This is a genomic window from Corynebacterium kefirresidentii (assembly GCF_016599755.1).
Lineage (GTDB): Bacteria > Actinomycetota > Actinomycetes > Mycobacteriales > Mycobacteriaceae > Corynebacterium > Corynebacterium kefirresidentii.
This window is the reverse complement of sequence record NZ_CP067012.1, coordinates 2,121,409-2,141,262: the sequence shown is the minus strand read 5'-3', so window position 1 is coordinate 2,141,262 and position 19,854 is coordinate 2,121,409. Positions and strand designations below refer to the sequence as shown.

Here is a 19,854-nt window from a genome sequence, read left to right as displayed (position 1 = left end):
AGGGGGAGTATATGAGTTTCATTCATTTAATGTGGTCGAGTTATGGCCACGGATTTTCACAGCAATTGCGGCGCGTGCGGAAACGTAGGGGGATTTCGCAACAGGCGCTCGCGGAGATTTCTGGGGTCTCCCGCAGCCAAATTTCCAATTTGGAGCGCAATGAAAATGGCGTGCATGCCATGGCCGACCCGCAGCTTTCTACGGTATATAAGCTGGCCCTAGCCCTAGAGATCCCGCCGGCGGTATTGCTGCCAGCCGGCGGAGACGTGGTGGAAGGGCACTTAGCTGATTCCGCGGTGGCGGCCGCCGAGGATGTCGCGCCCTTCCCACAAGGCTATGTGGATCAGCGTCGGTTTGCCGCTACGTGGAATGGAGCTCTGACCTAGCGCACCCCGTATCACCACCTGAGTTACTGAACCGCATGGTCTAGTTGTAGACTTTGCACCCAGACGTATTTCAACGACAGGGAAGGCACGCGGATGATCTCGGAATTCATCAACGAGTGGTTCAATGCCCACCGTGCGGAGGTCATCGCGTGGCGGCGCCATATCCACCGCCACCCGGAAACCGCGAACCAAGAGGTAGAAACCACCAACTTTCTCGCCTCAATCCTGCAGGACTACGGTCTGGTGCCCCAGCGTTTCCCACAGACCGGCCTCATGGTAGACATTGGCCCCGATACGGAATTAGGCCGATTAGCTTTCCGCGCGGATATTGATGCCCTGCCAGTCACCGAGGTCACCGGCCTGGAATATACCTCTGAGGTGCCCGGCAAGATGCATGCTTGCGGCCACGATGTACACACCACCGTGGCGCTCGGCTTGGCCTGCGCGTTGGCGGATTTTCAGCGTGTCCACGACCTGCCGCTGGGTATTCGAGTCATCTTCCAACCCGCCGAAGAAGTATGGGTCGGCGGTGCGACCGACGTTATTGAATGGGGCGCGTTGGAAGGCGTGCATTCCATTTTTGCCATCCACGCCGAGCCCAAGCTGCGCGTGGGCCGAATTGGCATTCGCGCCGGGGCGATAACCTCCGCTACTGACGTAGTGGAGCTCAATATCAAGGGTCCGGGCGGGCATACCTCCCGTCCGCACCTGTCCGCCGACGTCGTCTATGCCCTGGGCAAGGTCATCACCGAACTGCCCGCGCTGCTCTCGCGCCGCGTTGACCCGCGCACCGGCACCGTTTTGGTCTTTGGCCAGGTCAACTCGGGGTATGCACCCAATGCCATTCCAGAGACCGGCAGCCTGACTGGCACCATGCGCACGGCCGATATTGGCACCTGGCGCGATATGCAAAGCCTCTTTACCGAACTGGTGGATCAAATCCTCGCGCCGGTAGGCGTAGAACATGAGCTGACCTATAACCGCGGCGTACCACCGGTGCTTAACGACGACGTCGCAACCGCCCTGCTTGCCTCCGCCGCCCAATCCATCGATCCGCAGGCCGTGGTCCAGGCCCCGCAGTCCTCCGGTGGCGAAGACTTTTCTTGGTACTTGGAAAAGGTCCCCGGTTCCATGGCGCGGCTGGGCTGCTGGTCCGGCGAAGGCGAACAGCATGACCTGCACATGGGCGATCTCATCGTGGACGAGCGGGCCATCGGCGTGGGCATCAAGCTCTTCGGCGCCGTGGTTGAGCAGTTCATAGGGGAGAATGCGGAGACAGACTAACGCGCTTTACGGCCCTACACGTTAGACTCGTAAGCGACTTTTAAAGTGGAGCCGATAAAGGAGCAAGTGCGTGTTGAACCAGACCAAGCGAATCGTCATCATCGGCGGCGGCCCAGCCGGCTATGAGGCCGCGTTGGCAGGTGCTAAATATGGTGCAGAAATCACCATTATTGAAGACCAGGGCATGGGCGGCAACAGCGTTATCTTGGACTGTGTTCCTTCCAAGTCCTTCATCGCTGGTGCCAATATCAAGACCGACCTGCGCCGTGCCGAGGATATGGAACTTAACCAGGGCATTGGTCAGGCCCATCTTTCCTTGACCGCACTGAATAAGCGCGTGCAGGATCTGGCAAGCAAGCAGTCCTCCGATATCCGCGCCACTGTGGAGTCCCTGGGCGCACGCGTTATCGATGGCCGCGGCTATTTCCCAGAGGATCAGGAAGCCGATGCCTTCGGCGGCCATAAGGTCACTGCCGTATTCAATGAGGATGGCCACGAGGAAACCATTAACGCAGATCTCGTCTTGGTAGCTACCGGCGCCACCCCGCGCGTGCTACCTGGTGCGCAGCCGGATGGCGAACGCATCCTTACCTGGCAGCAGGTTTATAACCTCACCGAGCTGCCGGAGCACCTCATCGTCGTCGGTTCCGGCGTCACCGGTGCCGAGTTCGTCTCCGCCTTTGCGGAGCTGGGCGTTAAGGTCACCATGGTTGCCTCCCGCGACCGCATTTTGCCGCATGACGACGCCGACGCGGCCGACGTCCTCGAGACCGTGCTTAGCGAGCGCGGCGTTGAGCTGGAAAAGAATTGCCGCGTGGAAACCGTCAATCGCACCGAGGACGGCAATGTGCTGGTGACCACTCAAGACGGCCGCGAAATTACCGGTTCCCATGTCATCATGTCTATTGGCTCCATCCCGAATACCAAAGACTTGAAGCTGGAGAACGTTGGCGTGGAAACCGCCAAGTCTGGCCACATTCAGGTTGACCGCGTCTCCCGCACTAATATCGCGGGCATCTACGCCGCTGGCGATTGCTCTGACCTCTTCCCGTTGGCTTCCGTTGCTGCAATGCAGGGCCGCGTAGCCATGTATCACGCCCTCGGTGAGGGCGTTTCTCCGCTGCGTCTAAAGACCGTGGCTAACGCCGTCTTTACCCGCCCAGAGATTGCCGCTGTAGGCTTCACCCAGGCAGAAATCGAGGCCGGTGAGGTAGCCGCCCGCACCATCACCATGCCGCTGAATACCAACCCGCGCGCCAAGATGCGCTCGCTCCAGCACGGCTTTGTCAAGCTCTTCTGCCGCGCGACCTCCGGCCGCGTTATCGGTGGCGTCATCGTTGCACCGACCGCCTCCGAGCTCATTCTGCCCATCGCCATGGCCGTGACCAACCAGCTCACCGTAAATCAGCTGGCCGATTCCTTCGCCGTTTACCCGTCTCTGTCCGGCACCATTACCGAGGCCGCGCGACGCCTCGTGGCTCACGACGATCTGGAGTAAAGTTTCTTTCGGTTCCTTTCTTTTGCGCCCGCCTTGGTAACCAGCCTAGGGCGGGCGCTTTTGCATGCGTTGCTAGAAGGTGGAGTAGGAATGCTCGGCGGTGCGATTGAGCGAAACCTGGATGGGGCGATCTGCTTGTGGAAGGGCACGCTGGGGACAATGTTCACGCGGGCACGCGGTGCAACCAGGGCCGATAGGGGTGGCGGCGGATACATCTAGATTAAGAGCATCGGCGTAGACGATGCGGTCGGCCTCAGAGATATCGCAGCCTAAGCCCACGGCGAATTCCTTGCGTGGGGTGCCCCAGGATTTTGCGGTTCCTTGCACAAAGCGGCCTATCCACAGGTAGGCATGGCCATCCGGCATGGCGGCTACCTGGCGAGTGATGCGGTTGGGCGTTTCAAAGGCGCGGTGGACTACCCACAGCGGGCAAGAGCCTCCTGAGCGGGCGAAGTGGAAGGCGGTGGAGGATTGGCGCTTGGAGATATTCCCAGCGCGGTCAGTGCGGATGAAGGAAAAGGGAACGCCGTTAAGGCCTGGGCGCTGGAGAGTAGCCAAGCGTTGCGCGGTGGTTTCGAAACCGGTGCCAAAGTAGTTGCACAAAAGGTCGATATCGTAGCGGGTTTCCTCAGCCATCGAGAGGAACGGTTGATAGGGCATGGTGACCGCAGCAGCGAAGTATTGCGCGAGACCTAAAGTAGCTAATTCTTGGGCTTCGCCTGCCGGAAGTTCGGAGACGAGGTTATCGCAGACATCGCGGTAGGCAATCAGGCAATATTGGAGCGCCATTTCAAAGACTAGCTGGGCTTCGGAGAGGCCGTCGCGAAGCGCAAGCTCTCGGGTGTCAGGGTTGAAGCTGCGGCGTGGGCCCGGCCGGGAAAAGCGGACGGTAACGCCAAGGTCCTCCTGCATGCGGGAAGCTAGGCGGCCACGGCGTAGCACCCGGTCACCGAGCTGGCCGGCGAGCTCTTCTGCCAGCACATCGAGCTCGTGAATGTAGTTATGGGCGTCGTAGAAAAAATCTCGCACGAGCTCAAAGGGGGAGCGCTCGCGCGCCGGAGCGCGGGTGGCGATATCGACGAAGCGTGGCATGAGCTCCGGAAAGCGCGAGGCGAGGTCGGCCAAGGAGTCTTCGGTGGCCTCGGGGAAGATCCGGCGCAGGTCGGTAATGGTGCGTGCATCGCGGTCGTTCGCAAAATAGCCGGGGTCCAGGTTAAAACGCTGGGCTAATTGCATAAGCACGGTGACGGTAAGCGGGCGCTGGTCGTTTTCGAGCTGGTTGAGGTAGCTGGTGGACAGCCCCAATTGTTTGGCCATCGCTACCTGTGTGAGTCCCCGTTGCTTGCGCAGTGCATGGATTCGTGCCCCCGCATAATGCTTGGTCATCGGTTGCTATGCCGCCTTTCACCGCCATGAGCAGTTGAAACCACAAACTTTGCAGATTTCACTGACTCATTCCGCTAGATTACACACACCATACTTATAGCGCGCAGCACATTCAAGCATTTAGTGTGATCCACAACGCATTTACAGAGTGGAGGAGGATCCATCTAGTGAAGAACCACGAGGTAAGAACCCATAAATCCGCTGAGGATTTCCCCTATGAGGAGCACCTGGCGTACAAGGTGGCAGAAGTAGCCGCGGATCCGGTAGAGGTTCCCGCCGAGACCACCGATATGATCATCAACCGCATTATTGATAATGCGGCCGTGGGCATGGCGTCCGTAGCGCGTGGCCCGGTAACCTCTGCCCGCGTCATGGCTCAGGCACACCCAGTAACTAAGGGAGGCTCCACGGTATTTGGTGTGGATGGTACTTACTCGGCCGAATGGGCCGCGCTTGCCAATGGCACTGCAGTCCGCGAGCTGGATTACCACGACACTTTCCTGGCTGCTGAATACTCGCACCCCGGGGATAATATCCCACCGCTGCTTGCTACCGCCCAGCATAAGGGGCTGAGCGGCCGAGACCTTATCCGGGGCATCGCTACCGGCTATGAAATCCAGGTCAACCTCGTGAAAGGTATGTGCCTGCACGAGCACAAGATTGACCACGTGGCACATCTTGGCCCTTCTGTAGCCGCCGGTATCGGCACCATGCTTGGACTAGATAAGGACACCATCTACCAGGCGGTGGGCCAGGCACTGCACACCACTACCGCCACTCGGCAATCCCGTAAGGGCTTGATTTCCTCTTGGAAAGCCTACGCCCCAGCCTTCGCGGGAAAGATGGCTATTGAAGCCGTTGACCGGGCGATGCGCGGAGAAGGTGCGCCGGCGCCCATCTGGGAAGGCGAGGATGGATTCATCGCGTGGATGCTGCATTCGCCGGAGCGCACCTACACGGTCCCCCTGCCAGAACCTGGCGAGGAAAAGCGCGCCATCTTGGATACCTATACCAAGGAACACTCGGCTGAATACCAGGCCCAAGCGCCCATCGATATGGCCTTTGCGCTAAAGAAAACCTTGGCAGAAAAGGGCCTGCAGACTGCGGACATCGAGTCCATTGTTCTGCACACCTCGCACCATACGCACTATGTCATCGGTACCGGTGCCAACGATCCACAAAAGATGGATCCCTCTGCTTCTCGCGAGACGCTGGATCACTCCATCATGTACATCTTTGCCGTAGCCCTCGAGGATGGCGAGTGGGACCACGAGGCTTCCTACGCGCCCGAGCGCGCCAACCGCCCGGAGACTATCGAGCTGTGGCACAAGATTTCCACTGTCGAAGACCCCGAGTGGACCCGCCGCTATCACTCCAACGACCTGTCTGAAAAGGCCTTCGGCGGCAAGGCGGTTATCACCTTCAAAGACGGCACCGTGGTAGAAGATGAACGCGCAGTTGCTGATGCCCATCCGCTGGGCGCGCGCCCATTTGCCCGCGAGCAGTACATAGAGAAATTCACCAAGCTTGCGGCCGGCATCGTGGAGGAGGCCGAACAAGAACGTTTCCTCAATGCGGTCCAGAACTTGGAAAACCTCACCGACCTGACCGAGCTCAACGTTCGGGTGACTGATGCTCACGTGGCCAGCGCGCCTGAGAAACCGAAAGGAATCTTCTAATGGCAGGACTATTTGGCTCTATAAAAACTGCCGCGGAAAAGCGCCAGCACTTCCGCGCTGACCTTGAATCCGGCACCATCACCCGCTTGCCGGGCGCGTTTAATCCCCTAACCGCGCGCCTAATCCAAGATATTGGTGGTTTCGGTGGCGTTTATGTCTCCGGCGCGGTACTGGCTAATGATTTGGGCCTTCCCGATATTGGCCTGACCACCTTGACCGAGGTGGCACAGCGCACTGGGCAGATTGCTCGTGCGACGGATTTGCCTGTGCTTGTCGACGCCGACACTGGCTTCGGCGAACCCATGTCCGCCGCCCGCACCATCGCCGCACTTGAGGACGCTGGTCTTGCCGGCTGCCACCTTGAGGACCAAGTTAACCCGAAGCGCTGCGGGCATCTTGATGGCAAAGAAGTGGTAGACAAAGACATCATGGTCCGCCGCATTAGCGCCGCGGTTAACGAGCGGCGCGACCCGAATTTCATTATCTGCGCCCGCACCGATGCCGCAGGAGTAAACGGCATCAATGATGCCATCGACCGGGCCAAGGCCTACGCCGATGCTGGAGCAGACCTCATTTTCACCGAGGCTTTGTACCGTCCGGAAGACTTTGAGAAATTCCGCGCCGCGGTGGATACCCCACTGCTGGCAAATATGACCGAGTTCGGCAAAACCGAGCTGCTCTCGGCGCAACAGCTAGAAGACCTCGGCTACAACGCGGTTATTTGGCCCGTCTCCTCCTTCCGCGTGGCTATGGGGGCGACCGAAGACTTCCTGCGCGATATGCAAGAAACCGGGATTCAAACCGATTGGCTTGAGCGCATGCAACACCGTTCCCGCCTGTATGAACTGGTGCGCTACGAGGAATACAACGACTTCGATAAATCCGTATTCACCTACTCCAAAGACACCTACCAGCCCACTTTTGAAAGCTAAGGAGATTTCCCACCATGTCTGATAAGAACCACACCCCCGAAATCCGCAAGGGCCTATACGGCGTCGTCGTCGATGAAACTGCCGTTTCCAAGGTCGTTCCTGAAACCAACTCGTTGACCTACCGCGGCTACCCCGTCCAGGAGCTGGCTCGTTACTGCTCCTTTGAGGAAGTGGCTTACCTGCTGTGGAACGGCAAATTGCCAGGCCAAGAATCGCTTATTCGATTCTCCGCCCGCGAGAAGGCCTTGCGCCACCTAGAGCGCCACGTCATCGACCTCATCATGTCCATGCCGCTCTCGTGTCACCCGATGGATGTACTGCGTACCGCCATTTCCTATATCGGTTCCCAGGACCCAGAGGAATACACCAAGGATTCCGAGCATATCCGCCGCACCGCGCTGGAGCTTATGGCCAAGATTCCCACCATCATTGCGCTTGATATCCGGCGCCGCCGCGGCGAAGGCTACATCCAGCCCTCTCGCAAGAAGGGCTTTGCGGAGAACTTTCTCTGGATGGTCTTCGGTGATGAGGAAGGCTCCCCAGCTACCAACCGCGCCGATATCGAGGCCTTTGATAAGTCCCTCATCCTCTATGCCGAGCACTCCTTTAACGCCTCCACCTTCGCAGCCCGCGTGGTGACCTCGACCATGTCCGATACTTATTCCGCCATCGTCGCGGCCATCGGCGCGCTCAAGGGGCCCCTGCATGGCGGCGCCAACGAGGCTGTGATGAAAAACTTCCTGGGGATTGCCGATCCTGCCAAGGCAGAAGAGTGGACCAAAAAGAAGCTGGCGAACAAGGAATTGGTCATGGGATTTGGTCACCGCGTCTACAAAAATGGCGACTCCCGCGTGCCAACAATGGAGGCAGCGTTTAAGGAGCTGGCCGAACAACACGACCAAACTCAGTGGGTTGAGATGTATGACGTCATGGCCAAGACGATGGAGGAAAATACCTCCATCAAGATCAAGCCCAACCTCGACTTCCCGGCTGGACCTGCCTATCACATCCTGGGCTTTGACATTGAATTCTTCACACCAATCTTTGTCATGGCTCGCATCACCGGTTGGACTGCACACATCGTAGAGCAGAACGAGAATAACTCGCTTATCCGCCCGCTATCCGCTTATAACGGCGAGGAGCAGCGTTCGGTCCCGCCGAAGTCCTTCTAAAACGTGTCAGCTCCCCCAGACTCCGGCACCGTCAAGTTGGCCGGAGCGGGGGAGCCGATATTTCTGTCGTGGTTTTTCTGCAGTCGGGCTATGGCTGGATACGCCGCGCCAGGATGTGAATTGCTGCGGTGCAGATAAGGACAGCTAAACCAGCGAAGAAAAACATGCCGGGCCATGGGGCGCCGATTTCTACAGCTCCAAATGATTCAGCGAGAGTAATCACGATGCCATCCGCTAGGAATAAGCCGATGATGATGCCGGCGATTAGCAGGAGCCGAACGAATAGGGAGCTTTGGTTTGCGCTACTTACTACCACACCGATGAGTGCGCCAATGTATCCGGTTATGAGGTGACCACAGGCGAAGCTACCGAAGGTTGCCACGTAGCAAAACGGAAGGCTGGCTTCTACTGCGCCGGGGGTGATTGCCCACGAAGAATTCGCGTACGCACCCGATTGCAGCGCGATGTAGTAAGCGGTCCAGGCGACGGCTCCAAAAATGAGCGCGGCTAGCCACAGTGTCGCGTGCATGCTGCTAAGCCATTGCCGGGGTCGCATCCCTAGGCTGCGCAAGGAACGGTATTCGGTTGCGGCGAAGGCACAGTAGAGTCCCCACATAAAGACTGCGAAGATTCCCCAGCCGGTTGGATTGGCGCCGATGGCAGTGGGATCGCTGGGGACGGCATACGGGAGGACCCACAGCAAAATGACGATGATGCTAATAACGATGAGCGCTTTGGTGGCGCTGAGGTTGAAGGTCTTAAGTAGCTTCATGACTAGGACTCCTCTTGTCGGGGGCGGGCGGATTCAAGGGCGTGGGAAACAAGGGAATCAATGAGCTGGCCGTCGTCGAGGTAGGAAACGGTGACGTGGGCGGCAGCTGCGGTATCCGCTGGAAATGGTACTGGGGACCAGGCATGAACCTTGGTGGTCGACCCTAGGGAGGATTGGTGGAGGGGGAGGGCGTCGGCAAGTGCGAGGGCTTGCTCAACGTTCTTTGCGCTGCCGGTGAGCACGGGGTAATGCGGCCGCTGAGATTCAAGATCTGTGGGCTTATTGACTGTGCCTTCCTGCACGGTAATGACCTGGTCAACCAAACCTACGAGGTCTTCCGCTCGGTGGGAAGAAAGTACGAGCAGCCAATCCGGGGTGGCCGCGGCATGGGCGATGATGAGCTCTCGCAGGCGCGTCCGCGTCGGTGCGTCTAGGCCATTGAAAGGCTCATCGAGGAGGGCAACCGGAGTGCGCGCTGCCAGGGCAGTGGCACAGGCAACTAGCTGGCGCTGACCGGTGCTTAAAGAACGGTTCTTGTAGCGCTTATCGACGCCCAGACTATCCAAAAGCTCCTCCGCATACCCCACGTCGAATCCCTCTCGTACGTGCGCTGCGGCCCGCAGGTGCTGGACCACAGTAGAACCGGAAAGCAAGATATCGGCGCCGGTGCGCGCGATCGCCACCGACGAGGCGTCGATGTTGCCTTTGACGGGCAGGAACCCCGCTACCGCACGCAAGAGAGTGGTCTTGCCTGCGCCATTGGGGCCGATCAATCCGTACATACCGGAGTTGAGATCGAGGTGCGGCACGTGCAGGCGGTGTTTGCAGGTGACGTTCTGCAACTTAAGGTGCGTCATGATGGTCTCCTTCGGCTTCGATGAGGTCAGCGATGTCGCTGGCGCTTAATCCCAATGCGGCCCCTTCTTTCAGAAGGGGAACGATGAAGTCTTCCCTGAGTGATTCTTGGCGTTGACGGCGAACCTTCTCGCGCGCGCCTTCGCGTACAAACATGCCCAAGCCGCGGCGTTTTTCCAGCAGCCCTTCCTCGAAGAGGACGGTGAGAGCCTTGGCAGAGGTGGTTGGGTTGACGGAATGGAACGCGGAAAGCTCGTTGGTGCTGGGGGCGCGTTCGCCCTCTGGCAGTTCGCCACTGATGATCATGTCCCTAATCCCTCCTGCCAGTTGCTGGTAAATAGGCCGGGTGTCACTCATGCTGCGGCCCCTCTGATTCGTGGCATATGATTCCCTTTCCGGTGTATGGGTTAACCACCTATGTGGGTAACCATATAACGAAAGGTGCCCGCGGTCAACGGTCAGCGTGGTGTGAGGCGGAGCTGCGGTGTAATTGTGGGTGTCCCCGTTGTATAAGTTGTTGAAACAAAAATTTGCAACATTTACAGAATCGCTAACCTTGTTATTACTGGTCGACCTGTAGAAATATCCGCAAGGCGGCTCCGTGGCTGGTAAGTGTGGCGAATTCGGCGTTAAAAAGGGCAGACATTTGAGGGTTAGCCCTCTAAACTGAGATGCGGATCACCCAACAGGAGGCGTTGCATCGCGGCGTCTTCCGAGCTGAAAGGAACACAGAAGTGGCTAATCCCGCGCTTCCATCGTTCAAAAAGATTCTGGTAGCCAACCGCGGCGAAATCGCCGTGCGTGCATTCCGCGCTGCCTTTGAAACTGGGGCAAAGACCGTCGCGGTCTACCCTCGTGAAGACCGTAACTCCTTCCATCGTGCCTTTGCAGATGAAGCCGTCCGTATTGGTACCGAGGGGCAACCGGTAAAGGCTTATCTCGATATCGATGAAGTTATTCGCGCCGCGAAGAAGGCGGAAGCGGATGCTATTTACCCCGGCTACGGTTTTCTTTCGGAGCGTGCGGATCTCGCTCGTGCCTGTGAGGACAATGGAATTAAGTTCATTGGCCCGACCCCATCCACGCTGGATTTGACTGGTGATAAGGCTGCAGCGGTAAGCGCGGCGAAGGAAGCTGGACTGCCGACGTTGCAGGATTCGGAACCATCGACGGACGTCGATAAGCTGGTGGAATACTCCAAGGATTTCAATTTCCCCGTATTCGTTAAGGCCGTCGCCGGTGGCGGCGGGCGCGGCATGCGCTTCGTTGAAACTGAAGACCAACTGCGCGAGAAGGCAGCCGAGGCCTCCCGTGAGGCGGAGGCCGCGTTCGGCGATGGCAGCGTCTACCTCGAGACCGCGGTAATCAAGCCACAGCACATCGAGGTGCAGATTCTGGCTGATAGCCAAGGCAACGTTATTCACCTCTTTGAGCGTGACTGCTCCGTCCAGCGCCGCCACCAGAAGGTAGTGGAAATCGCCCCGGCGCCGACGCTGGACCCAGAGCTGCGTGACCGCATCTGCCAGGATGCGGTGAAGTTCTGCGAGCACATCAACTATGAGGGCGCGGGTACCGTGGAATTCCTTGTGGATGAGCGCGGCAACCACGTCTTTATCGAGATGAACCCGCGTGTGCAGGTGGAGCACACCGTGACCGAGGAAATCACCGGCGTCGACATCGTGAAGGCACAGATGAATATCGCGGCCGGTGCCTCGCTGGAGGATATTCACCTCGCCCAAGACAAGATTTCCATCACCGGGTCTGCCCTGCAGTGCCGCATTACCACCGAGGATCCCAATAACGGCTTCCGCCCGGATACCGGTACGCTGACCGCGTATCGTTCGCCGGGCGGCGCTGGCGTGCGTTTGGACGGTGCAACTTCTGTGGGTGCAGAAGTATCGCCGAACTTTGACTCTTTGCTGGTAAAGATGACCTGCCGCGGCGTCAATTTCGAGCAGGCCGTGCAGCGCGCCCAGCGCGCCCTCAACGAGTTCCACGTCTCCGGTGTGGCCACCAATATCGGCTTTTTGCGCGCCCTGCTGCGCGAGCCGGACTTCACTCAGACCCGTGTGGACACCGGCTTTATCAACGCGCACCCGCACCTGCTCAAGGCGCCGCCCGCCGTCGATGAGTCTGGTCGAATCCTCGAGTACATTGCGGAGACCACCGTTAATAAACCCAACGGCAAGCGCCCGACGGCGCTGCGTCCCTTTGACAAGCTCCCCGAGCTGGACTCTTCTGAGCCGCTACCGCGCGGTTCCCGCGATGATCTGCTGGAGTTTGGTCCGCAGAAGTGGACAGAAAAGATCCGTAAGCAGCACGCACTCATGGTTACGGACACCACCTTCCGTGACGCCCACCAGTCCCTGCTGGCCACCCGCGTGCGTAGTACCGCCTTGGTTTCTGCGGCCGAGGCCGTTGCGCGCATGACTCCGAATCTCTTCTCCGTGGAGGCATGGGGTGGTGCTACCTATGACGTCGCCATGCGCTTCCTCCACGAGGACCCCTGGGTGCGCCTAGACATGCTGCGCGAGGCTATGCCGAACCAAAATATCCAGATGCTCCTGCGCGGCCGCAATACCGTGGGTTACACCCCATACCCGGATTCGGTCTGCCGCGGCTTCGTTCAAGAAGCAGCCAAGTCCGGCGTAGACGTCTTCCGTATCTTTGATGCTCTTAACGACGTCTCCCAGATGCGCCCCGCCATCGATGCCGTCCTCGAGACCAATACCACCGTTGCTGAGGTGGCCATGGCGTACTCCGGCGACCTTTCCTCACCGAAGGAGAACCTGTACACGCTGGATTACTACCTCAAGCTGGCCGAGCAGATTGTGGAGTCCGGCGCCCATATCCTCGCCATCAAGGATATGGCGGGTCTGCTTCGCCCTGAGGCGGCTTCCAAGCTAGTCATGGCGTTGCGCAAGGAATTCGATCTGCCAGTGCACGTGCACACGCACGATACCGCCGGTGGACAGATGGCCACTTACTATGCGGCTGCGCTCTCCGGTGCCGACATCGTCGATGGCGCCTCCGCGCCGCTGGCAGGAACCACCTCGCAGCCATCGCTGTCGGCGCTTATTGCGGCCTTCTCCCAATCCAAGCGCGACACCGGCATCGACCTGCAGGCAGTTTCCGATCTCGAGCCGTACTGGGAGGCCGTGCGCCAGCTCTACGCCCCGTTCGAGAACGGCATCCCTGGCCCGACCGGTCGCGTGTACAAACACGAGATTCCAGGCGGTCAGCTCTCCAACCTGCGTGCCCAAGCCGTTGCTCTTGGCTTGGCGGATCGCTTCGAGGTCATCGAGGACACCTATGCAGCAGTTAACGAGATGCTGGGCCGTCCGACCAAGGTCACCCCGTCCTCCAAGGTTGTAGGCGATCTTGCCCTGCACCTTGTTGGCGCGGGCGTAGATCCTGCAGACTTCGCCGCTAATCCGACGAAGTTTGATATTCCGGACTCGGTTAACCAGTTCCTGCGCGGCCAGCTCGGCACCCCTCCGGGCGGCTGGCCGGAACTGCGCGATAAGGTGCTCGCCGGTCGCGAGGCGACCGGCGCCCAAATCAGCGAAGTTCCTGCTGAGGAGCAGCCACACCTCGAGTCCGATAATTCGGATGAACGCCGCGCTAGCCTGAACCGCCTGCTTTTCCCGAAGCAGTTCGAGGAGTTCAACGAGTTCCGCCGCAAGTACGGCAATACCGAGGCGCTGACGGATACCACCTTCTTCTACGGTCTGACTGAAGGCGAAGAAAAGGTAGTCCACTACTTCCCAGAAGGCTCCACCGATCGCGCCGATCTCAAGCAGGTCGTGGTGCGTCTCGACGCCGTGGGTGAGCCGGATGAAAAGGGCATGCGTAACGTCGTGCTCAATGTCAACGGTCAGATTCGCCCGATGAAGGTTCGCGACGAAAACGCCGAGTCCACCGTCGCCACCGTAGAAAAGGCTGACCCTTCCAACGAGGGCCACGTCGCTGCACCATTCGCTGGCGTGGTTAATCCGACCGCCAAGCCTGGCGACGAGGTAAAGGCCGGCGACCAAATCGCCGTCATTGAGGCAATGAAGATGGAAGCTTCCATCTCCGCCACCAAGGATGGCGTGGTCGAACGCGTGGCCATCGGCCAGGCCACCAAGGTTGAAGGCGGCGACCTCATTGCTGTAATCAACTAATCAGCACACTCAAGCGCCCCGCTTCCTTTGAGTAATCTCTAGGGAGCGGGGCGCTGTGGTGTCTAGTTGTGGTAAAGATCAACGATTTCGTCCATCCAAATGACCGCAACCGTCGACGAAATCCTTGCTCTAGATGGACGAAATCGTTGATTCGCGAGGATGGCGGAGGCTCGCCTTAACCAAGGATGACGGGCAATGCTAACGAGCCGACCAAGATGACAAACGTAACGACGAGGAAAGCTTTGGCCTGCCACCGAGCGTAATTAAAGGACATTCCCGTACCGAAGCGTTTATCTACTAGGACCGCTGGGTCATCAGGGTTGTAGTACATTACACCCCATTTATAGAGGTGGTCATTGTCCGGTGATTCTTTGTCGTCATCGGGAAAGTGGATGCCGCGCAATTGCTCGGATAACCGGGATTGCTTATAGAGAAGAAATACAACTAAACCGATGCTGCCGCCAATGGTGAGAATCAGCATTGTGGTGATCGCGGCGCCGTTGAAGCGTTGATAATGCGGGATAGGGCCGGTTACCTGCATCAGTGCGATCCCGGCGCTGATGAGCAGGGTGAGGACTCCCATTCCGGTATTCGTCACAGCGAGGTTTGCTTCGTTGCGCACCCGAGCTTTAACGTTGCGCTCAGAGCGTGGGGATACCTCACTATGCGCGATAAAAGAGCAGATGATGGTGAATAGGCAGAGCATGCCTAGAGCGGCGAAAGAGGAGAAAAACACGCTCCCAATTGATTTGTCGCTCCAATTGTCGGCCTCCATGGATTCATTCCAGTGCACGGGAACGGGGTCCGGAATGGCGGACCAGTGGGAAGCGACGATGATGGCACCGACCGCGATGCACAGCAGGGAAGAGAACATGGTTACCCACGGAAAGGTCGGGGTAGGGATGCCGCGGAATTCGGGTGAATCACATGCTTTGGTGAAAACACGGGCAGCGATGCTGGTTTCCACCTCGTTGAACCAGCCGCCCGCCTTTTTAGCGGCGATGATACGGCGGCGTTGGGACGCATAAGCCCACATGCCACCGAGCGCCACCACGAGGGAAGGTAGTGCGGCTAATAACGGCAGTTTCCAGGCAAAGAGGGACATGGCCGTTGCCACGATGCCGCAGCTCCACGTGCGTATCTTGAATCCGGCGAGGGCAGAGGTAACTGCAGAATCGGAAAGGTAAGCCTTCGGTACGCGCACTCCGAGCGGTGTGCCAGGCGAGGCCAGGGAGGGGGCTGTGGCCATGATCCAGGTGATAACGAGGGTGGTGGCGGCCATTAAAAGTGTGAAAATCATGGTGATACTTCCAGGTCATTAAGGGTGGAGCTGAGTCGAGCGTGGAGCTCATCTGGGCTAAAGCCTTGGGCGCGGGCGAGTGCGACTACGCGGCTTAATTGCTCTTCTAGTTGTTTTTCTTGCGCGGCAGTGCGAGCACCAGGCCTGACGATGGATCCGGACCGGCCGGCGGTTTCTACAAGGCCCTCGGAAACCAAGAGGTCGTAAGCCTTCTTTACGGTGGCGGGGTTAATGCCTATATCTTTGGCAACGCGGCGGACGGGATCTAGCTTGTCGCCATCGGAAAGCTGTTCGCGAGCGATAGCCAAAACGATTTCATCGTGAATTTGTTGAAATACGGGGACGTCAGATTCGGGGTTAAGGGTAATGAACATCTGTCACCTCCAATCTCTTTTCTGTATTACTTATAGTAACACAATCTGTATTGCTAGTTGTAATACAAAATGAGATCCCAAAGAAACCCCAGGTATGTGTGACTTAAAGCAGTGACATACCTGGGGTGTTGGGGCAGGGAGACTAGAGGAAAAGGGCTACTGCGATGGCAGCAATACCGTAGCTCCCGCGCATGAAGTAACCGAAGACCTCGGGAGAGAAGGAGGCGCCGAAGCCGCCGGTATCGATGATATTCATGGTGGTCACGCGTGCGGGACGGGAGCGCTTAAAGGCGGCGTAGCTAAGCCCCAAACAACATGCTGCGAGCGTGAACAGGGACAGCTTCCACACGGTGGCGATGAAGGCGGTGCCAAGAACGGCAGCACCTGCGGTGGCAGCCAGCGGCAGTCCCCAGTCGGGCCACGCACCATCGACGATGCGGCCGAAGGAGGCGGCGCGGCTGGTAGCGGCGCTGACAATGGTCCAAGCGGCAGCGAATCCAATAAGAGCAAGGCTGCCGAGCTGTGGGGCAAGCGCTAGGGTCAGCCCCATGACGGCGACCGCACCGAGAGGGATATACCACCGGCGATATAGGCGCCGGGCAAAGAGGAGACTGAGCGAAGTCGTGGCACGCGAGCGCGGGCGCAGGCGCGCGGATTGGGAGGCGATGGCATCGGCAGAAACCTCAGAATCCAGTAGCCCAAAGGAGGACGAGCCGACGGCACGGGTACGGCCCGCGCGGAGGAGCGAGGCGAGATCGAAGGATCGCCAGCCAATGACAGACCGCAGCAGAGGGAGGGCTATCGCCGCATAGAGTGAAAGGTGCAGTGATGCACACAGAGCAAGGCCGAGGAGGCTGACGCCGGCGAGTTGGGCAATGGACAGCTTATCGACGCCCCGCATGCGCCCCCGCGGTCTATCCGTATAGACCCAACGTCCGAGCGAAAGGCTGCGCAGCGGGTAGAGCGCCTCGAGGAGAACGATGAGGGCGATCGAGCCGAGCCCGGCGCCAATGGTCGCGGTTGCGGGCAGAGCAGCGGCCGTGCGCTGTGTTAGCGAGGGCAGAAGCGCTGCAGCATTGTGCCAGGCGTAGACGCTGACGCTCGCGATAAGTGCCGCGATGAAAGTGTAATAGATGGCTGAGGAGGCTGTGGAGAGAAGTTTCATGAAATCTCCACCACCTCGTCGCAGGCATCGAAGATGGCTGGAGAATGGGAAGCAAGTACAACACAGCGGCCATCGGCTGCGAGGTGGCGTAGCTCCTCGGCCAAAAAGTCGATCCAGGTGTGGTCGAGGTGGCGTTCGGGCTCGTCGATAAGCAGGGCTTTGGCCGGCTGATAGAGCTGGGCTGCGAGGTAGACGCGCTGGCGCTGGCCCGAGGAAAGATCGCTGACCGCAGAATTCAGGATGGCTTGGTCGAGGGCCCAGAGCTCATGGATCTCGGTAAAGTCCACGCCGGTCCGGCGGGATAGCACACTAAAGTGCTCACCCACGGTGAGGTCGGGGAGAAAGACTGGGTCCCCGACGGAGATGACGGAACCGGCCGCCTCCGCGCTACCGGGCGCGGCACCGTCGATGAAAACGGTGCCATTTAGTGGGGCAATCTCGCCGCTCAACGTCTGCAGCAGCGTAGATTTACCCGCACCATTCGGGCCTTTCAGGCCGTATACGCGACCGACATCAAAGCTGCGATTTAGGTGCCCCAAGGCGGCGGAATGTCCGTAGTCTGCATCTATTGTCAACATTGTTGCCAGGCTAGCAGACAGGCGGCTGGACCCTGGGGGGCTAAAAGCGGCGGAAGAATTTACCTGGGGCAAGCTCCTCGAAACCAGGTAGGGGCGTGGCCGACGAGATACCAGGAGCGGTCTGCTCGGCCGCGAGGTCGATGGCGTTGCTAATGAGCAGGGTGCGGGCGGCTGGATCGTCGGTGGCGACGACGAGCTCGGGGATTTCCTCGGGATCGAAGGGGGTGAGCCAGGCGGCGTCGTCAAGCGGGTGGGCTAAGGGATCGCCCAAGAAAGCTGGGCCTTTGTCAGCGGCGGGGTAGTAGCGCAAAAGCGCGGCGCCGCGGGGAGCAGTGGTGGGATCCTCGTTCGCGGACATGGGCAAGGCGAGGACACCGCCGTCCACGATGGGGGACCACTCAGAGATATAAGAAGGGAAGAGGACCGCGAGATAATCACGATCCTCTTCCTTGGCCAAGCGTACGCCGAGGGAAGAAGCAGTCATTCTTCCAAGGCTAGCGGGGTAGGCTACTTGATTTCCAGCAGCACGCTGCCCTTGGTGGTAGAAGCGCCTGCTTCTACTGCCAGACCGGTAACGGTGCCGGCCTTATGCGCCTTGACGGGATTTTCCATCTTCATGGCCTCGAGAACGAGGAGGACCTCACCTTCGGCGACCTCCTGGCCCTCTTCCACATTGACCTTGATGACCGTGCCCTGCATTGGGGAGGTAACCGCATCGCCGGAAACGGCGGCCTTGGCGCCGGAACCCTTGCGCTTTTTCTTTTTACGTGGGGTGCCGTTGGCACTGAAGGACGCGGGGAGGGCTACCTCGATACGTCGGCCGTCGATCTCCACGGTGTGTACCTGGGAAGGTTCTGCCTCGGCGGCTTCGGCATCAGTGGAATCATCGTGGGCGGGAAGCTGGTTATCCCATTCCTCTTCGATCCACTTGGTGTAGACGCCGAAGTTGCCATCTACTGCAGTGAAAGCTGGGTCAGCAACGATAGCCTGGTCAAACGGGATAACGGTGGGCAGGCCCTCAACCGTGTACTCGGATAGGGCGCGGGCGGAGCGACGCAGTGCGGTCTCGCGGTCTGGCCCCCAGACGATGAGCTTGGCCAGCATGGAATCGAACTGTCCACCAATGACGGACCCCTGGACGACGCCGGAATCTACGCGCACGCCCGGACCAGCTGGTTCGGAGTACTTCACGATGGTGCCGGGGGCTGGCATGAAGTTTGCGGCGGCATCCTCACCGTTGATGCGGAACTCGAAGGCATGGCCGCGCGGGGTGGGGTCTTCCTGCAGGGAGAGCTCGTGGCCCTCAGCGATACGGAACTGCTCGCGCACGAGATCGAGGCCGGTAGTTTCCTCGGATACGGGGTGCTCCACCTGCAGGCGAGTATTGACCTCCAGGAAGGAAATGAGGCCATCGGCGCCCACCAGGTACTCAACGGTGCCGGCGCCGTAGTAGCCGGCCTCGCGGCAGATGCGCTTGGCAGACTCGTGGATGGAGGTGCGTTGCTCATCGGTAAGGAAAGGCGCGGGGGCTTCCTCGACTAGCTTTTGGAAGCGGCGCTGCAGGGAGCAATCGCGCGTGCCGACGACCACTACGTTTCCGTGCTTATCTGCCAGCACCTGGGCCTCGACGTGGCGGGCCCGATCCAGGTAGCGCTCTACGAAGCACTCGCCGCGGCCGAAGGCGGAGGTTGCCTCACGGGTAGCGGATTCAAAGAGCTCGGGGATTTCCTCTGCGGAGTAGGCCACCTTCATGCCGCGGCCGCCGCCGCCAAAGGCAGCCTTGATGGCAACGGGAAGGCCGTATTCCATGGCGAAGGACTGCACCTCATCGGCGCCAGCCACCGGATCCTTAGTACCCGGGGCCATAGGGGCTTCGGCGCGCTCGGCGATGTGCCGCGCGGTTACCTTATCGCCCAAGTTGCGGATGGACTCAGGAGAGGGGCCAATCCAGGTCAATCCGGCATCAATGACGGCCTGAGCAAAGTCGGCGTTTTCGGATAGGAAACCGTAGCCCGGGTGGATGGCATCCGCGCCGGATTTTTCTGCGGCCTCCAGAATCTTGTCAAAGACGAGGTAGGACTCGGCAGAAGTGGTGCCCCCGAGTGCAAAGGCTTCGTCGGCAAGCGAGGCAAAGGGTGCCTGGGCGTCTGGCTCGGCGTAGACGGCGACGGAAGCAATGCCAGCGTCGCGGGCCGCGCGGATCACGCGAACGGCGATCTCACCGCGGTTCGCTACGAGAACCTTTGAGATCTTTTTGGTTTCTACTGCCACGGCAGCAACCTCCTGAACACATTAGGTTGAATACGC

General features: G+C 59.3%; 16 protein-coding genes and 1 pseudogene. 7 read left to right on the top strand and 10 right to left on the bottom strand.

Going from position 1 to position 19,854, the window contains the following annotated elements; all coding sequences use genetic code 11:
* Positions 1-11 precede the first annotated feature (11 nt).
* The 3 genes from I6I12_RS10255 to I6I12_RS10245 all read left to right on the top strand — a co-directional run bounded on the left by I6I12_RS10255 (position 12) and on the right by I6I12_RS10245 (position 3,168).
* Entirely contained in the window at positions 12-386 is a 375-nt protein-coding gene (locus I6I12_RS10255) for a helix-turn-helix domain-containing protein (protein ID WP_200288196.1), read from the top strand.
* 93 nt (positions 387-479) lie between these two features.
* Positions 480-1,670, top strand: a complete 1,191-nt coding sequence (locus I6I12_RS10250) for a M20 family metallopeptidase (protein WP_200288194.1) — start codon at positions 480-482, stop codon at positions 1,668-1,670.
* Between the two features lie 70 nt (positions 1,671-1,740).
* A complete protein-coding gene (locus tag I6I12_RS10245; protein ID WP_023020677.1) occupies positions 1,741-3,168 on the top strand; it encodes an NAD(P)H-quinone dehydrogenase in 1,428 nt (475 codons plus the stop codon).
* A 72-nt stretch (positions 3,169-3,240) separates the two neighbouring features.
* Here the strand turns inward: I6I12_RS10245 and I6I12_RS10240 are convergent, their stop codons facing one another.
* Complete coding sequence (locus I6I12_RS10240; protein ID WP_200288192.1) at positions 3,241-4,554, bottom strand: short-chain fatty acyl-CoA regulator family protein; 1,314 nt, start codon at positions 4,552-4,554, stop codon at positions 3,241-3,243.
* A gap of 167 nt (positions 4,555-4,721) precedes the next feature.
* Here I6I12_RS10240 and prpD point away from each other — a divergent pair, with 167 nt between their 5' ends.
* Genes prpD through I6I12_RS10225 form a run of 3 tightly spaced genes read left to right on the top strand, consistent with a single transcriptional unit; the run spans position 4,722 to position 8,337 of the window.
* Positions 4,722-6,233: a 2-methylcitrate dehydratase PrpD gene (prpD, locus tag I6I12_RS10235; protein ID WP_200288190.1), complete on the top strand. Its 1,512-nt coding sequence runs from the start codon at positions 4,722-4,724 to the stop codon at positions 6,231-6,233.
* On the top strand, positions 6,233-7,165 hold the full coding sequence (prpB, locus tag I6I12_RS10230) for a methylisocitrate lyase (RefSeq protein WP_200288188.1): 933 nt from the start codon (positions 6,233-6,235) through the stop codon (positions 7,163-7,165). The genes prpD and prpB overlap by 1 nt, the downstream gene beginning before the upstream one ends.
* A 14-nt stretch (positions 7,166-7,179) precedes the next feature.
* The gene (locus I6I12_RS10225; protein WP_200288186.1) at positions 7,180-8,337 is read left to right on the top strand and encodes a bifunctional 2-methylcitrate synthase/citrate synthase; all 1,158 of its coding nucleotides are present in this window, start codon (positions 7,180-7,182) and stop codon (positions 8,335-8,337) included.
* Positions 8,338-8,425: 88 nt separating this feature from the next.
* Here the strand turns inward: I6I12_RS10225 and I6I12_RS10220 are convergent, their stop codons facing one another.
* From I6I12_RS10220 to I6I12_RS10210, 3 genes are read right to left on the bottom strand one after another with little or no spacing between them, the layout of a single operon-like run.
* Positions 8,426-9,109 carry a transglycosylase gene (locus tag I6I12_RS10220; protein WP_200288184.1) on the bottom strand — a complete coding sequence of 228 codons (684 nt, stop codon included), beginning with the start codon at positions 9,107-9,109 and terminating at the stop codon, positions 8,426-8,428.
* Positions 9,110-9,111: 2 nt separating this feature from the next.
* A complete protein-coding gene (locus I6I12_RS10215; RefSeq protein ID WP_200288182.1) occupies positions 9,112-9,966 on the bottom strand; it encodes an ATP-binding cassette domain-containing protein in 855 nt (284 codons plus the stop codon).
* Positions 9,953-10,321: a GntR family transcriptional regulator gene (locus I6I12_RS10210; protein ID WP_200288180.1), complete on the bottom strand. Its 369-nt coding sequence runs from the start codon at positions 10,319-10,321 to the stop codon at positions 9,953-9,955. The genes I6I12_RS10215 and I6I12_RS10210 overlap by 14 nt, the downstream gene beginning before the upstream one ends.
* Before the next feature lie 377 nt (positions 10,322-10,698).
* On the opposite strand from I6I12_RS10210, the gene I6I12_RS10205 reads away from it, so the two are divergent.
* A complete protein-coding gene (locus I6I12_RS10205) occupies positions 10,699-14,130 on the top strand; it encodes a pyruvate carboxylase (RefSeq protein ID WP_200288178.1) in 3,432 nt (1,143 codons plus the stop codon).
* Between the two features lie 277 nt (positions 14,131-14,407).
* Here the strand turns inward: I6I12_RS10205 and I6I12_RS12165 are convergent.
* From I6I12_RS12165 to I6I12_RS10175, 6 genes and pseudogenes are all read right to left on the bottom strand, one after another.
* Positions 14,408-15,004: pseudogene (locus I6I12_RS12165) on the bottom strand (DUF1648 domain-containing protein); the annotation flags it as partial.
* 422 nt (positions 15,005-15,426) lie between these two features.
* A complete protein-coding gene (locus tag I6I12_RS10195) occupies positions 15,427-15,804 on the bottom strand; it encodes a GntR family transcriptional regulator (RefSeq protein ID WP_200288174.1) in 378 nt (125 codons plus the stop codon).
* A 142-nt stretch (positions 15,805-15,946) separates the two neighbouring features.
* A complete protein-coding gene (locus tag I6I12_RS10190; RefSeq protein ID WP_200288172.1) occupies positions 15,947-16,969 on the bottom strand; it encodes an ABC transporter permease in 1,023 nt (340 codons plus the stop codon).
* Entirely contained in the window at positions 16,966-17,547 is a 582-nt protein-coding gene (locus I6I12_RS10185; protein WP_200288170.1) for an ABC transporter ATP-binding protein, read from the bottom strand. Before I6I12_RS10185 ends, I6I12_RS10190 begins: the two co-directional genes overlap by 4 nt.
* A gap of 40 nt (positions 17,548-17,587) precedes the next feature.
* Positions 17,588-18,031 (bottom strand): hypothetical protein, encoded by a 444-nt coding sequence (locus I6I12_RS10180; RefSeq protein ID WP_023020690.1) that lies wholly within the window; start codon positions 18,029-18,031, stop codon positions 17,588-17,590.
* Positions 18,032-18,054: 23 nt separating this feature from the next.
* Positions 18,055-19,818 (bottom strand): acetyl/propionyl/methylcrotonyl-CoA carboxylase subunit alpha, encoded by a 1,764-nt coding sequence (locus I6I12_RS10175; RefSeq protein WP_049383646.1) that lies wholly within the window; start codon positions 19,816-19,818, stop codon positions 18,055-18,057.
* Positions 19,819-19,854: the final 36 nt, after the last annotated feature.

Excerpts from the sequence above, each read along its gene's own strand:
- I6I12_RS10185 (WP_200288170.1), bottom strand. The coding sequence starts at position 17,547 with ATGTTGACAATAGATGCAGACTACGGACATTCCGCCGCCTTGGGGCAC.
- I6I12_RS10225 (WP_200288186.1), top strand. The coding sequence starts at position 7,180 with ATGTCTGATAAGAACCACACCCCCGAAATCCGCAAGGGCCTATACGGC.
- I6I12_RS10215 (WP_200288182.1), bottom strand. The coding sequence starts at position 9,966 with ATGACGCACCTTAAGTTGCAGAACGTCACCTGCAAACACCGCCTGCAC.
- I6I12_RS10195 (WP_200288174.1), bottom strand. The coding sequence starts at position 15,804 with ATGTTCATTACCCTTAACCCCGAATCTGACGTCCCCGTATTTCAACAA.
- I6I12_RS10190 (WP_200288172.1), bottom strand. The coding sequence starts at position 16,969 with ATGAAACTTCTCTCCACAGCCTCCTCAGCCATCTATTACACTTTCATC.
- I6I12_RS10220 (WP_200288184.1), bottom strand. The coding sequence starts at position 9,109 with ATGAAGCTACTTAAGACCTTCAACCTCAGCGCCACCAAAGCGCTCATC.
- I6I12_RS10250 (WP_200288194.1), top strand. The coding sequence starts at position 480 with ATGATCTCGGAATTCATCAACGAGTGGTTCAATGCCCACCGTGCGGAG.
- I6I12_RS10240 (WP_200288192.1), bottom strand. The coding sequence starts at position 4,554 with ATGACCAAGCATTATGCGGGGGCACGAATCCATGCACTGCGCAAGCAA.
- I6I12_RS10210 (WP_200288180.1), bottom strand. The coding sequence starts at position 10,321 with ATGAGTGACACCCGGCCTATTTACCAGCAACTGGCAGGAGGGATTAGG.
- prpB (WP_200288188.1), top strand. The coding sequence starts at position 6,233 with ATGGCAGGACTATTTGGCTCTATAAAAACTGCCGCGGAAAAGCGCCAG.
- I6I12_RS10180 (WP_023020690.1), bottom strand. The coding sequence starts at position 18,031 with ATGACTGCTTCTTCCCTCGGCGTACGCTTGGCCAAGGAAGAGGATCGT.
- I6I12_RS10255 (WP_200288196.1), top strand. The coding sequence starts at position 12 with ATGAGTTTCATTCATTTAATGTGGTCGAGTTATGGCCACGGATTTTCA.